The organism is Bacillota bacterium, from assembly GCA_029961055.1.
In the GTDB taxonomy this organism is placed as follows: domain Bacteria; phylum Bacillota; class Sulfobacillia; order JAIMAT01; family JAIMAT01; genus JAIMAT01.
Genome location: JASBVM010000011.1, coordinates 1 through 13,003, shown reverse-complemented (window position 1 = coordinate 13,003; position 13,003 = coordinate 1). Strand labels below are relative to the sequence as shown.

Here is a 13,003-nt window from a genome sequence, read left to right as displayed (position 1 = left end):
CAAGCCGTGATCGGAACCCTGGTCAATACTCTGGCGATCCTCGCCGGCACCCTTCTTGGCGCCTTCCTCCTGCCTCCTCTGGCAGACGGAACCCACCGGCGGATGCTCCAGGCTGTCGGCCTGGGGGTGGTTCTCATCGGACTCGGCCAAGCGCTGCCCGCGGGTCAGACCCTGGTGGCCCTGCTGTCCACCGCGTTGGGCGCCGCCGTTGGAGAATGGCTCCACGTCCACGAGGGTCTCGAGCGCTTCAGCCTCTGGCTGCGCAGGGTCCTGCCCGCGAGGATGGGAGGCGACGGGAACGGCTTCATCACCGCCACCGTCATCTTCATCGTCGGCCCGATGTCCATCGTCGGTGCGATCCAGGACGGTCTCCGCGGCGACCACTCCATCCTCTTCGCCAAGGCGATCCTGGACGGTATCACCTCGACCCTTCTCGCCGCGACCATGGGGGCGAGCGTGGGCCTGGCCGCCCTGGCGGTCCTGGTCTACCAAGGAGGCATCGCGCTCTTCGCCGCGCCCTTCCACGCCTTTCTCACGACCAGCGCTGAGCGCGCCTTGACAGCGACGGGAGGCTTGCTCATTCTCGCCATCGGACTGAACATGGTGGGAGCGACAGAGATCCGGGTGGCCAACCTGTTGCCAGCCTTGCTCGTCGCCGTAGCGCTGGGCGCCTTGACACCCCTTCTGCACGGGCTGGGTCTCTGAGACAGATCGAGGCCACGGGGAAGGGCCGCGCACGAAATGACGGCACAGGTACGATCGCCGCGACCCGGAGACGCGCCGAGGAAGGGAAGGAGCCGCAACGATGCCCCCCATCGATGGGAACCTGCTTGAACCCGCCGCCCTGGCCGGAGTCCTCCTGGCCTTCCTCGCCTTCGTCCTGGCCATCGTCGCGGTGAGGGCGTCTCGCCGAACCCGGCTGCAGATCGAGCGTGACCTCGGCCGCACGGAGCTGGGCCGCCTGGAGCGGGCACTCGAGGAGATGGCCGTGGAGGTCGAGCGCCTCCGAACCGAGGTGAGCAGCCTCCAGCGCCAAGTGGAACAGCTGCGCCGCAGGCAGCGCCGGAGCTTCCAGTCTTACGCGCTCAAGCGCTACCCGGCCATGGGCCAGGACGGTGCGCCCCCCAGCCAGAGCTTGGCGCTCCTCACCGAGGAAGGCGACGGTATCACCCTCACCTGGATCCAGACCGAGCGCGGCTGCTACACATACGCCAAACGGATCGAGGGTGGGGCTGCGGCCGATCGCGCCCGGTTGAGCGAGGAAGAGGCGGAGGCCCTCCGGCAGGCGCTCGACGGCCTCTCCTCCTCGATGCGCGAGGCAGCGGCAGGCCGCGACTCATAAGGCCGCATCGGAGGAACAGGCCTCGACCTCACCCAGCACGACCTCGTCGTGACCGGCGAGGAGACGGGTGACCGCGGCGGCGATCCCCTCGGCGATCACCGTGGCCATCGCCATCACCAGGCTGAGCCGGGTGTTCTGCAGGACCAGGTATTCCATGAAGCCGCCGACGTTGACCGTGCCGGTGACGTAGCAGTCACCCACCTGGGGCAACACCTTCCGCACGCCGGCTCCGGGACGGAGCGGACCCGGGCCGACGGTTACGGTGCCCACGCTCTCCGCCGGCCCCAGGCAGGCGTCGATCGCCACCACCAGGGGGCGCGGGACGGAGTGCTCCAGCCCATGGACGGTCTGGACCAGGTTCGCGGCGTGCACGGGGGCGTCCAGGGTACCCACGACCTGCAGGGGCGGACGGAAGCCTTCAGCCCTGGCGCAGGCCCAGCCCTCGGCCAGCTTGCTGCCGACCAGGGGCCCGAGCGCATCGCCCGTCGACCTGTCGCTGCCTATGCAAAGGAAAAGGAGTGGGCGTCCGGAATCCACGAACGGGCCCAGCGAACCGACTACCCCGCGCGCCACGGCCCCGGCCGCGGCCGGCTCGGTGTAACGCACGCGGACCACCGAGGGACGCCGGGTGCCTGGCTGAGACGGCCGCATGTGCATCCCCTCCCGCGGACGGATTAGTGTATGTACGAGGCGAGGGAGCCATTCAGCGCCCCGGGGGCCCGCCCCACCGGGCCACGCAGGGCACGGGCGAGCGGTCGACCCCCCGATCGGAGGGCCGGACGGGGCACCCCTCCCCCTCGCCTTGACGCAGCCCGACGGGAGGCGCCGACCGACGCCTCGGGAGGAGGTCGAGGGTGAGCGTGGAGGATGGAGTGTCGGCCGAGCGGGAGGAAGCCTTCGATCGCCTGATTCAGCAGGGCCGCCTGCAGGAGGCGAAGGTGCTGTTGATCCGGCGCCTCCGCGCCGGCGGGGCCCGGGACCCGGTCCTGCTCAGCAGGTGGGCCGGCCTCCTTCTCCGGGAGGGCCGCCTCGAGGCGGCCGCGCGCCTGCTCGACCACGTCCTGGCGACGGATCCCGACTGCGCCCCGGCTTGGCTCAATCGGGGAAACGCCGCGCTCGAGGCCGGTCAGCTGGAGGAAGCGGAGAGCTGCTATCGACGAGCGCTGGAGATCCGCCCCGACTACGTCGCCGCCTTCAACAACCTGGCCGTCCTCTTCAAGCGGCGCGGCCAGATCGAACGCATGGTGGCGGCCCTCAAGGCGGCGGCACGCGCGGAACGGCAGGCGAGCCTGCCCTGGTGGCGACGCCGGGGGTGGGGCGGCCTTCTCCCGGACCGGAGGCCGTTCGCATGAAAGGCGGGCCGATCCGCTTTCACCTCGGGGACGTGATCGAGCTGAAGCGGCAGCATCCCTGCGGCTCGGCGAGCTGGGAGGTCCTCCGCACGGGCGCGGATCTCCGCCTCCGCTGCACCGGTTGCGGCCGCGTGGTGCTCCTGCCGCGAAGCCGGGTCGAGCAGCGGCTGGTACGGATTCTGGCGTCACCGCTGGGGGACGACCCGAGCGGCCTGTGATATAATGCGCCAGCGCGCCGACCCGGACGGCTCCGCCCGAGGGCGGAGCTTGCAGTCTGGCGCGGATTTCCTTCCGTACCCGGTACCGTCACGGCGCCACCCGCGGCGGGGTCCGCCGGGTACCCACGCCCGAGGAAGGAGGTGGCGTTGGGTTTGGCACATTCCTATGAGCTCATGGTGATCACCGACCCCGAGCTCGGCGAGGAAGCGACAGAGGCTCTCCAGGAGCGCATCACGCACCTCATCTCCCAGCAAGGCGGCGAGCTGAAGAGCACGGATCCCTGGGGCAAGCGGCGGCTGGCCTATGCGATCGACGGTCGGGCCGAGGGCGTCTACACGCTCTGGACCTTCGAGAGCTCGGAGCACGTGCCCGCGGAGCTTTCCCGTCAGCTTCGCCTGACCGAGGGAGTCCTCCGGCACATGATCGTGCGCAAGGACGGAGAGTAGGTCGACCCGACCGGGCGGTACGGCCTGGGCCGGCCGCTTGGGCCGCGGCCAGCGGCCAGCCGGAGGTGGATCGGCATGTTGAACGTGGTGGTGCTCATCGGGCGACTGGTCCGGGATCCGGAGCTGCGCTACACGCCCACGGGGGTGGCGGTCTGCAACTTCACCCTGGCGGTCGACCGGTCGTTCACCAACCAGCAGGGCGAGCGGGAGACCGACTTTATCGACGTCGTCACCTGGCGCCACCTGGCCGAGACGGTCGCCAACCACCTGAGCAAAGGCCGCCTGGTGGCTGTCCACGGGAGGCTCCAGATCCGGAATTACGAGACGCAGGACGGGCAGAAGCGGCGCGTGGCGGAGGTGGTGGCCGACACCGTCCGCTTCCTCGATCGCCCCGCCGACCGGGAGGCCCCGCCGGGGGCGCTGGAAGGCAGCACCGAGGTGGATCTCCCAGGGGACGACATCCCCTTCTGAGCCCGTCCCTGCCCGTCCCGAACCGCCGTCGAGAGACCTGAGAGACGTGAGAGGAGGAGAGAGATGGCACGGAAGGACCGGCGTCGCCGCAGGAAAGTCTGTAACTTCTGCGTCGACAAGATCGCCATGGTCGATTACAAGGACGTGGGCCGCCTGCGCCGGTACCTGAGCGAGCGCGGCAAGATCCTGCCGCGCCGGATCACGGGCAACTGCGCCCGTCACCAGCGCCAGCTGACCCGCTCCATCAAGCGCGCCCGGATCATGGCGCTCCTGCCCTTCGTCGTCGACTGAGGCGGCCACTGGACCAGGAGGGAGTCGCTCTCCCCGTGGGTCACGGGAGGCGGTGCCCTGCGACGAGGAGTGAGGCGGGTGCCGGCGGACGGCGGAGTCGATGTGGCGCGGAACGCCAGGGCGATCGAGTGGCTGCGCACGGAGTTGATCCGCACGGTGGCCGACGTTCACCGCGCGCTGACGGACGGCGACGACGAGTCGCTGGCTACGGCGCTCGCCGAGACCATCCTGGTCTCGGCGCTCCTGGCGCGCCGCTCGGGGCTGGGTCTGGGCCGGCTGGAGTCGGAGCTGGCGGCCAAGGCCCGTGCCAACGTGGTCAGCGCTCATGAGCTGGAGCGCTGGTACGGGGATATGAGCGCCCTCCTGGTTTGGCTCCAGTCGCGCCCAGGAGCGGGAGGGCCGGGCTCGCCGGACGAGACGGCACCCGGCCGCGCCTCGCGGGGCTGAGCGGGATGACGGGAACGAGGACGCGCTCCCTGGTCGAAGCGGTCCTGCTGGCGGTTCTGAGCGTCCTTCTGGTGCTGGCGGGGAGCTGGGTCCCGGTGGTCGGCCTGTTCGGGCTCCTCTTCAGCCCGCTGCCCACGCTGGTGGCCACCGTGCGGCTGGGGCCCCGCCTGGGGCTGGCGAGCGCCACCGTCGCCTCGCTGGTGGTCTTGCTGGTGGCGGGACCGCTGGGGGCGGTGGCGACGTGGCTGGACCTGGTCGCCTTCGGTGCGGGTATGGGTTGGGCGTGGCAGAGCCGGAGAGATCCTCTGTGGGTGATCGGTGCCGGGGCCGTGGGGATGGTTGTGACCACGCTGGCCACCCTGACCATCAGCCGCCTCTTTCTGGGGCAGGATCTGCTCGCGCAGCTGACGCAGCAGATGCTCCGGTCCGCCGAGGAAGCGGGCGCCCTGCTCAAGGCCTCCGGCGGCATGCAGGCCGGCCAGGTGGAGGAGGCCACCCGGCAGCTGAGCCAACAGCTCCACCTCTTGATGGGCGAACTCCTGCCCGGGGTGGTGCTGGCCGCCGGGGCCGGTTACGCCCTGCTTCTGGTGGCGGTGGCCGGACCGCTGGCCAGGCGCCTGGACCTGCCGCCGCTGACCCTGCCGCCTTTCGCCGGCTGGGATCTGCCGACCTGGACCGTCGGCCTGTGGGGGATCGGCTTCGTCCTCAGCCTGGCCTCCGAGCGGTTGGCCGGTGGCCTGCTGCGCAGCACGGGTGCGAACCTGGTGCTGATCGGGCAGATGCTCTTCCTGGTGGAGGGCACCGCCTTCGCTTACTTCTGGCTCCGCCGGTGGCACCTGGCGAAGGGGTTGGCGGTCCTCATCCTCGTCATCCTGCTGGTCAACCCGTACTTTTCCCAGGTTCTCGTCTGGCTGGGGCTCTTCGAATCGATCGTGCACATGCGACGAAGCACGGGGGTGTCGTGATGAAGGTCATTCTCCGACAAGAGGTCGCGGGGCTCGGCGGCGCCGGCGACCTGGTCGAGGTCAAGCCCGGATATGCGCGGAACTACCTGCTGCCACGCGGCATGGCCGTGGAGGCGACGGAGGGCGCCCTGCGCCAGCTGGAAGAGGCACGCGACCGGATCCGCCGTCAGGCCGAGCGCGAGCTGGAGCAGGCGCGCAAGCGGCAGGAAGCGCTGGAGGGAGCCGAGCTGACGCTGCGCGTCCGCGTGGGCAAGAACGGCAAGCTCTTCGGTTCCGTGACCGCGGCGGACATCGCCGACGCACTGGAGAAGGAGCGGGCCATCCGCGTCGACCGCCGGCAGATCCGCCTGGCCGAGCCGATCAAACAGGCCGGCGACTACGCGGTCGAGCTCCGCCTCCACCCGCAGGTGGTGGCCACGTGCACCGTCCACGTCGTGGCCGAGGGAGCCGAAGGAGCTGGAGCCGGGAGCTGACGAGAACCGGGAGCTGACGGGGATGGCCGTTCCGGTCGACCGCGTCCCGCCGCAGGCGATCGAGGCCGAGCAGCAGGTCCTGGGCGCCCTGCTGCTGGACCACGACGCCCTGGTCCGCATCGCGGTCGTGCTGACGCCGCAAGATTTCTACAAAGAAGCGCACCGGCTGATCTACGAGGCGATGCTCTCCCTCTTCGACCGCGGCCAACCGGTGGACGTGATCACCCTCACCGACGAACTGGGCCGGAAGGGACAGCTGGAGCGCGTCGGCGGCGTACCGTACCTCGCCTCCCTGGCCAGCTCTGTGGCGACGGCGGCCAACGTGGACTACCACGCGCGCATCGTCCAGGAAAAGTCGATGCTGCGCCAGCTGTTGACCGCCGTGAGCGAGATCTCGGCCAGTGTCTTCCACTCGGGGGAAGAGGTGGAGACTCTTCTCGACCAGGCCGAGAACAGGATCTTCCAGGTGTCGCAGAGGCGCCAGAGCCGGTCGTACGAACCGCTGCGGGATGTGCTCATCAAGACGTTCGAAGAGATCGAACAGCTCTACACGCACCGCGGCGAGGTGATCGGGGTACCGAGCGGCTTTCCGGACCTGGACCGGCTGACCTCCGGCTGGCACCCCTCCGAGCTCATCATCGTCGCCGCGCGCCCCTCCCAGGGGAAGACGGCGCTCAGCCTGAACATGGCGGCCACCGCCGCCGTGCGCCACAAGGTGCCGGTGGCCATCTTCAGCCTGGAGATGTCCAAGGAGCAGCTGGCCCAGCGTCTCCTCTGCGCCGAGGCGCAGGTTCCGTCGGTCCGCCTCCGCACCGGCACGCTCAACGACGACGACTGGCCCAAGCTCTCCCGGGCGCTCGGCCGCCTGAGCGAGGCGCCCATCTACATCGACGACACGCCCAACATCTCCGTCCTCGAGCTGCGCGCCAAGGCGCGACGCCTGAAGGCGGAGCGGAACATCGGCATGGTGGTGGTCGACTACCTGCAGCTGATGCGCGCGCAAGGGCGGGCCGAGTCCCGCCAGCAGGAGATCTCCGAGATCTCCCGGAGCCTCAAATCGCTGGCGCGCGAGCTCTCCGTCCCCGTGGTGGCGCTCTCGCAGCTGAGCCGCGCGGTCGAACAGCGGCAGGACCGGCGCCCTCAGCTCTCGGACCTGCGCGAGTCCGGCGCCATCGAGCAGGACGCCGATGTGGTCACCTTCATCTACCAGAACCCCGAGATGGAGTCGAGCAACGTGGTGGAGCTGATCCTGGCCAAACAGCGGAACGGGCCGGTCGGGAGCGCCCAGCTCGTCTTCCTGCGGGAGATCGGCAAGTTCGTCAGCCTCGACCGCCGCCAGCAGACGAGCTGAACGCCCGGCGCGCGGGCAGGGACTGGCCAGAGCTACAGCAACGGGAACTGAGGTGGGGGTGGGCTCATGCCGACACTGGTGGTGGTAGGAAGCCAGTGGGGCGACGAAGGCAAGGGCAAGGTGACCGACTACCTCGCCGCCCGCGCGGACATGGTGGTGCGGTACCAGGGAGGGACCAACGCTGGCCACACCGTCGTCTTCCGAGGGGAGGAATTCCGTCTCCACCTCGTGCCCTCGGGGGTCCTGCACGGCGTGACCAGCATCCTGGGCAACGGCATGGTGATCGACGTGCCGGCGCTGCTTCAGGAGCTGGAGGAGCTGGAGTCGCGCGGCATCGACACGTCCAAGGTGCTCGTCAGCGACATCGCGCACCTCATCATGCCGTACCACAAGCTGTTCGACCAGCTGGAGGAAGAACGGCGCGGAGCGGCCCGGATCGGCACCACGCTGCGCGGGATCGGGCCCGCCTACATGGACAAGTTCGCCCGCTCGGGCATCCGGGCGCTGGACCTTCTCGACCCGGCCCACCTCCGGGAGCGGCTGGAGACGGTCTTGCCCGAGGTCAACCGCAAGCTGGAGAGGATCTATGACCAGAAGGCCTTCGACCTGGAGGCGCTGGTGGAGGAGTACGCCGCCTACGGCGAGCGGCTCCGGCCGCGGCTGCGCGACACCTCCCTGGTCCTGAACCAGGCGATCGACGCCAACGAGCGCGTCCTCTTCGAGGGGGCGCAGGGGACGCTGCTGGACATCGACCACGGGACCTACCCGTACGTCACCTCTTCCTCGCCGACGGCGGGGGGGGCCTGCATCGGCAGCGGCGTCGGTCCCACGCGCATCGACAGGGTGCTGGGCGTGGCCAAGGCCTACAGCTCCAGGGTGGGCGACGGGCCGTTCCCGTCGGAGCTGCACGGCAGCCAGGCCGAGTGGCTGCGCGAGAAAGGCCACGAGTACGGCACCACCACCGGCCGCCCGCGCCGCGTCGGCTGGCTGGACCTGGTCGCCCTCCGCTACGCGGTCCGCGTCAGCGGCATCAGCCAGCTGGCCGTGACCAAGCTCGACACGCTGACCGGCCTGGGCAGCATCCGGGTCTGCGTCGCCTACCGCCACGGTCCCGACCGCCTGACGGAGATGCCGCACGACGTCCACGTGCTGCAGGAGTGCACCCCGGAGTTCGTGGAGATGACCGGGTGGAGCGAAGAGCTCGCTTCCTGCGAGCAGGTCTCCGACCTGCCTGCGGAAGCCCGGCGCTATCTTGACTTCATCTCGGCGCGCCTGGGTATCCCCGTCAGCCTCGTCTCCGTCGGCGCCGACCGCCAGCGTACCCTCGCCCTCAGCGACCCCTTCGACGTGAACGGCTGAGGAACCGAGGCCCCCGGACGGTCGCTGGCGGGAGGCCGCCGGCTTGACCGCCCGGGTTGCAGGGCGGGATACTCCATGGGCGGAACCACTTTCGGGCCCCTAGCTCAGCTGGCAGAGCACCCGACTTTTAATCGGGGTGTCCAGGGTTCGAATCCCTGGGGGCCCACCACTTTGCGCCAGGCTGGAAGCCTCGTTGGCCGCGCATACCCCTATGGGGCCGCACCGCCGCGCGCCGGGACGGCGGCCAAACCGTAGCCACCGACGCGGGCGTCCAGGGTTCCAAGCTCCGGAGGCTCAACAGGACGATCGAGCAGGGCCAGGCGTTTCAGGCAGCCCCCGCAGGTTCGCGGGGGCGCCTGTCTTCGGGTCGCTCCGGCTGTTCCCACCCGGCTCGCCTATACTCGTTGCCTGGGGAGGTCACGCCATCCGAGATGCCCGGGCGTCTCGAAGTGGTCACGGGCTGCATGTTCGCCGGCAAGAGCGAAGAGCTCCTCCGCCGGCTCCGACGGGCCATCATCGCCAGGAAGGGTGTCCTTCTCGTCAAGCCCGACATCGACTGGCGCTACGGCCGGGACCAGGTGGTCAGCCACGACGGCCAGCGCCTCGACGCCCAGCCGCTTCCGACGGACCGCAGCGAACTCCTCCTGGAGCTGGCGGATCGCCGGCGGCCCGAGGTGGTCGGCGTCGACGAGGCCCAGTTCTTCTCGCCGGCCCTGATCGGCGTCGTCGAGCGGCTCGTCAGGCAAGGCCTCCGGGTGATCGTGGCCGGCCTGGACATGGACTTCGCGGGACGGCCCTTCGGCCCGATGCCCCAGCTGATGGCCATGGCCGACGAGGTCTCCAAGCTGCAGGCCGTCTGCGTCGTCTGCGGCGAGCCCGCCGTCCTCACCCAGCGGCTGATCGACGGACGGCCCGCGCCGGCGGACGCACCCGTCATCGCCGTCGGCGGCGCCGAGAGCTACGAGGCACGCTGCCGCCGGCACCACCAGCTTGCCTGAAGGAAGCCGGACCCGCCGCTCGAACCCCTGCATCCGAGGCGGGTGCCCAGCGGCCCGCCACCCCCTCACGAAAGGGGCCCCGTCGTTGCCTGAGAGCGAGATCGATGCGGAGGCACTCGCGGTCCACCGCCGCGCGGTGGTGGTGGATACGCACCAGGATACTCTGGAGGATGTGGTGGCCGGACGGCGCCACCTCGGCGAGCGGGCCGACTCCGGTCACGCCGACCTGCCTCGCCTCCTGGAAGGCGGCGTCGACGTCGTCCTCTTCTCGCACTGGACACGGCCCACCGGCTACCCTGGTCTGACGCTCAGCCAGGTGCTTCACAAGCTTCACATCTTCTGGCAGGAGTGCGCGGACACTTCTTCCACCCTGGCCCCGGCGACCACCGCGGGCGAGATCGACGCCGCAGTGGCTGCGGGCAAGGTGGCCGGCGTCGTCAGCATGGAAGGGCTGGAGGCCATCGGCTCCGATCCGGGGCTCCTCGACGTCCTCTACCGGATCGGCGTCCGCGTGGCCAGCCTGACTTGGAACGAGCGCAACGCCCTCGCCGACGGCACCGGCCAGAGCGAGACCCGGAGCCGCCTGACCGCCGCCGGCCGCGAGGCGGTCCGCGCCATGCACCGGCTGGGCATCGTGGTCGACGTCTCCCACCTCTCGGAGGGCTGCTTCTGGGACCTTCTGGAGCAGGGCGACCCGCCGGTGATCGCCTCCCATTCCAACGCCCGCGCGCTCTGCGATCACCCCCGCAACCTGAGCGACGACCAGGTGCGCGCGGTCGCGCAGCGGGGAGGGGTGGTGGGGGTCACCTTCGTCCCAGCCTTCCTGGTGCCGGAGGAAGCGGGGACGCCGGCGACGTTGGAGAGCGTGGTGGCCCACATCGACCACCTGGTCACGCTGGTGGGGCCCGAGCATGTCGGCATCGGCTCGGACTTCGACGGCACGGAGCAGCTGCCGGTCGGGCTGGAGGACGTGACCCGCCTGCCCGCCCTGACGGAAGCGCTTCTCCGCAGGGGCTACGGGGAGGCGGCGGTGACCGCCATCCTCGGCGGCAACTTCCTGCGCGTCTTCCGCCAGGTGTGGGGCAGGTGAGAGAGATCTCGCCGCGGGCTGGCATCGCCCGGCGACTGGCCGCCGGCCGGCTCTCCCGGGCCGTCTGGACCGGACTCTACACCGGCCAATGGCTTGCCTTCACCCTGGCCAGTCTGCTGGCGGTCCCCGTGGTGGTCGGCCAGGCCATCGGCCTGGATGCGGCCGGAGTCGCCCAATTGGCCCGCCGGACCTTCCTCCTGGCGGGGCTGGCCTCCCTTCTCCAGGCGCTATGGGGCCACCGCTACCCCTTGCTGGAGGGGCCGGCCGGCATCTGGTGGGCGACCATGATCAGCCTGGGCCAGATCTTCCCCGCGCTGGGCCACCCCCTGGCGCAACTGCGCGCCGACCTCGAGGGAGGCCTGCTGGCGGCGGGCCTCCTCCTCGCCGTCCTCGGCGCGAGCGGTCTTCTCTCGCGGCTTCTCGGGCTCTTCACGCCCGCGGTCACGGGTAGCTTCCTCATCCTGGTCAGCCTCCAGCTGGCCGGCCCCTTCCTGCGTGGCCTCCTGGGCCTCCCGGGCGCCGGCGCCGCCGCGCCCGCCCTCTTCCACCCCGCCGCAGCCGCCGCCGGCCTCCTCACCGTCGGCCTCACCGTCCTGGTCTCGCTGCGTGCGCGAGGAAGCCTGCGCAGCCTCGGCGTCCTGATCGGAACCGCGGGCGGATGGCTCTTCTGGTTGGCGGCCACGCGCGCGGGCTGGCTGCCTGCCGCCCCGCCGACGCCCGCCCCAGGAAGCGGCGCACCCGGACCGCTTCTCTTCCCCTGGGGACGCCCCACCTTCGACGCCGGCGTCACCCTCACCTCGCTTCTGGTGGGCCTCTTCGTCATCACCAACCTGGTCGCCAGCCTGGCGGGCATCGGCCTTCTCACCGGGCGCGGCCCGACCCGCCGGCAGACCGACCGCGCGCTCCTCTGGACCGGCGTCGGCACCGCCTTGGCCGGCCTGGGAGGCACCATGGGGACGGTCCCTTTCACAACCTCGGTCGGCTTCGTCGCCGTCAGCGGGGTGGCGGACCTGCTGCCCTTCGCCCTGCACGCCGCGCTTCTGGCGATCCTGGCGCTCCTGCCCTGGTTCGGCGCGGCGATCTCGGCACTGCCGCCTCCTGTCGCCTACGGTGCCCTGCTCGCCGCCAACGCCCAGATGATCGCCGCCGGAAGTCGCGACTACGCCCGCCTGGCGCTCTCCACCCGCGACGGCTTCGTCATCGGCATCACGCTGCTCCTGGGTGTCGGAGCCACCCAGATCCCGGCAGGCTTCTGGGCACCGCTCCCTCCCACGCTGCGCTACCTGGTCGGCAACGGCACCGTGGTCGGCGTGGCCGTGGCCCTTCTCCTGGACCACCTGCTCCTCCCCGCCCGCGCCTTCCCGCCGGTGGAGCCCGCCGGCCCCGGAAGGTCGCCGGCGCTACGAGGCGACGAGCGGGCGGAGGTGGGCGGGAGGCCGTCCTCACCGCATTCGGCCGGCTGAAGGACAAATTGCACCGGCTGCGCCGCTCGTGTATCATGGGGCGTGCGCTCGGTACAGCATGCGCTGGCGGAGCGCCGGCCACACAGCTAGGCCTTCTGCCTATCTTTCCCGGTGGCGTGGTGTAGCTGGTTAACATACCGGTCTGTCACACCGGAGATCGCGGGTTCAAGTCCCGTCGCCACCGCCAATTCATCTCCGCGCGAGGAACCCGTTGCGACCATTCCCGCCCGGCCTCGAAGCCGTGCAGGATGCGCACGACCTGCGCGCCGTACGCGATCAGGCAGAAGGAGTGGTTGATCCGGCCTGCCTTCGGTGCTAGAGTGTCGCTTGCTGACGCTCGACCGGCCGCGGGGCCGGCGGGTGGCCCGGGCGGTCGGGCCCGGCTGGAGAGCCTGAAGCTGGTAGCGAGACGAAGGTTGACAGCCGAATCGACCGCGACTAAATTCATGACTTGCGCGCCGGCCGACGGCACGATGCCCGGGAGACCGGGAGCGGGCCGAGAACCCAGGCGCGCGGGCTTGGTCCTTGAAAACCGCACAGGGGGAGGCTCCGCCGGGAGTGGAGTCCGGCGCCGCGGGAGCGGTGGAGGGCGAAGCGGCCGGCGGGGCGAGAGAGGAGCCTTGCGAGCGAAAGGAATGCGAGAGCGAAGGACGAGCTCTCCGCGAGAAGCAGGGATTTTGGTGGAGAGTTTGATCCTGGCTCAGGACGAACGCTGGCGGCGTGCCTCATACATGCA

At 70.5% G+C, this 13,003-nt stretch carries 16 protein-coding genes and 2 tRNA genes; 17 read left to right on the top strand and 1 reads right to left on the bottom strand.

Annotated features, from left to right (window positions below; translation table 11 throughout):
* Nucleotides 1-6: 6 nt before the first annotated feature.
* Nucleotides 7-705, top strand: a complete 699-nt coding sequence (locus QJR14_04380) for a DUF554 domain-containing protein (protein ID MDI3316843.1) — start codon at nucleotides 7-9, stop codon at nucleotides 703-705.
* Between the two features lie 100 nt (nucleotides 706-805).
* On the top strand, nucleotides 806-1,342 hold the full coding sequence (locus QJR14_04375; protein MDI3316842.1) for a DUF4446 family protein: 537 nt from the start codon (nucleotides 806-808) through the stop codon (nucleotides 1,340-1,342).
* On the opposite strand, the gene yyaC is transcribed toward QJR14_04375, so the two are convergent.
* The gene (gene yyaC / locus QJR14_04370) at nucleotides 1,337-1,999 is read right to left on the bottom strand and encodes a spore protease YyaC (protein ID MDI3316841.1); all 663 of its coding nucleotides are present in this window, start codon (nucleotides 1,997-1,999) and stop codon (nucleotides 1,337-1,339) included. The genes QJR14_04375 and yyaC overlap by 6 nt on opposite strands.
* 197 nt (nucleotides 2,000-2,196) lie before the next feature.
* Here yyaC and QJR14_04365 point away from each other — a divergent pair, with 197 nt between their 5' ends.
* From QJR14_04365 to QJR14_04295, 15 genes are all read left to right on the top strand, one after another.
* Entirely contained in the window at nucleotides 2,197-2,694 is a 498-nt protein-coding gene (locus tag QJR14_04365; protein ID MDI3316840.1) for a tetratricopeptide repeat protein, read from the top strand.
* A complete protein-coding gene (locus QJR14_04360; GenBank protein ID MDI3316839.1) occupies nucleotides 2,691-2,912 on the top strand; it encodes a DUF951 domain-containing protein in 222 nt (73 codons plus the stop codon). The genes QJR14_04365 and QJR14_04360 overlap by 4 nt, the downstream gene beginning before the upstream one ends.
* A 141-nt stretch (nucleotides 2,913-3,053) precedes the next feature.
* Nucleotides 3,054-3,359 (top strand): 30S ribosomal protein S6, encoded by a 306-nt coding sequence (rpsF, locus tag QJR14_04355; GenBank protein ID MDI3316838.1) that lies wholly within the window; start codon nucleotides 3,054-3,056, stop codon nucleotides 3,357-3,359.
* Between the two features lie 75 nt (nucleotides 3,360-3,434).
* A complete protein-coding gene (gene ssb / locus QJR14_04350; GenBank protein MDI3316837.1) occupies nucleotides 3,435-3,830 on the top strand; it encodes a single-stranded DNA-binding protein in 396 nt (131 codons plus the stop codon).
* A gap of 63 nt (nucleotides 3,831-3,893) precedes the next feature.
* Complete coding sequence (gene rpsR / locus QJR14_04345; protein MDI3316836.1) at nucleotides 3,894-4,121, top strand: 30S ribosomal protein S18; 228 nt, start codon at nucleotides 3,894-3,896, stop codon at nucleotides 4,119-4,121.
* 78 nt (nucleotides 4,122-4,199) lie between these two features.
* Nucleotides 4,200-4,568 (top strand): MazG-like family protein, encoded by a 369-nt coding sequence (locus QJR14_04340; GenBank protein MDI3316835.1) that lies wholly within the window; start codon nucleotides 4,200-4,202, stop codon nucleotides 4,566-4,568.
* A gap of 5 nt (nucleotides 4,569-4,573) precedes the next feature.
* Nucleotides 4,574-5,533 (top strand): DUF2232 domain-containing protein, encoded by a 960-nt coding sequence (locus QJR14_04335; GenBank protein MDI3316834.1) that lies wholly within the window; start codon nucleotides 4,574-4,576, stop codon nucleotides 5,531-5,533.
* Entirely contained in the window at nucleotides 5,533-6,006 is a 474-nt protein-coding gene (gene rplI / locus QJR14_04330; GenBank protein ID MDI3316833.1) for a 50S ribosomal protein L9, read from the top strand. Before QJR14_04335 ends, rplI begins: the two co-directional genes overlap by 1 nt.
* A gap of 22 nt (nucleotides 6,007-6,028) precedes the next feature.
* Nucleotides 6,029-7,357, top strand: a complete 1,329-nt coding sequence (gene dnaB / locus QJR14_04325; protein ID MDI3316832.1) for a replicative DNA helicase — start codon at nucleotides 6,029-6,031, stop codon at nucleotides 7,355-7,357.
* A gap of 66 nt (nucleotides 7,358-7,423) precedes the next feature.
* The gene (locus tag QJR14_04320) at nucleotides 7,424-8,716 is read left to right on the top strand and encodes an adenylosuccinate synthase (protein ID MDI3316831.1); all 1,293 of its coding nucleotides are present in this window, start codon (nucleotides 7,424-7,426) and stop codon (nucleotides 8,714-8,716) included.
* A gap of 93 nt (nucleotides 8,717-8,809) precedes the next feature.
* Nucleotides 8,810-8,885, top strand: a tRNA-Lys gene (locus QJR14_04315).
* A 262-nt stretch (nucleotides 8,886-9,147) separates the two neighbouring features.
* Nucleotides 9,148-9,714 (top strand): thymidine kinase, encoded by a 567-nt coding sequence (locus QJR14_04310; protein ID MDI3316830.1) that lies wholly within the window; start codon nucleotides 9,148-9,150, stop codon nucleotides 9,712-9,714.
* Nucleotides 9,715-9,799: 85 nt separating this feature from the next.
* Nucleotides 9,800-10,804 (top strand): dipeptidase, encoded by a 1,005-nt coding sequence (locus tag QJR14_04305; protein ID MDI3316829.1) that lies wholly within the window; start codon nucleotides 9,800-9,802, stop codon nucleotides 10,802-10,804.
* Nucleotides 10,801-12,267, top strand: a complete 1,467-nt coding sequence (locus QJR14_04300) for a purine/pyrimidine permease (GenBank protein ID MDI3316828.1) — start codon at nucleotides 10,801-10,803, stop codon at nucleotides 12,265-12,267. The genes QJR14_04305 and QJR14_04300 overlap by 4 nt, the downstream gene beginning before the upstream one ends.
* Nucleotides 12,268-12,377: 110 nt before the next feature.
* A tRNA-Asp gene (locus QJR14_04295) sits at nucleotides 12,378-12,454 on the top strand.
* Nucleotides 12,455-13,003 lie beyond the last annotated feature (549 nt).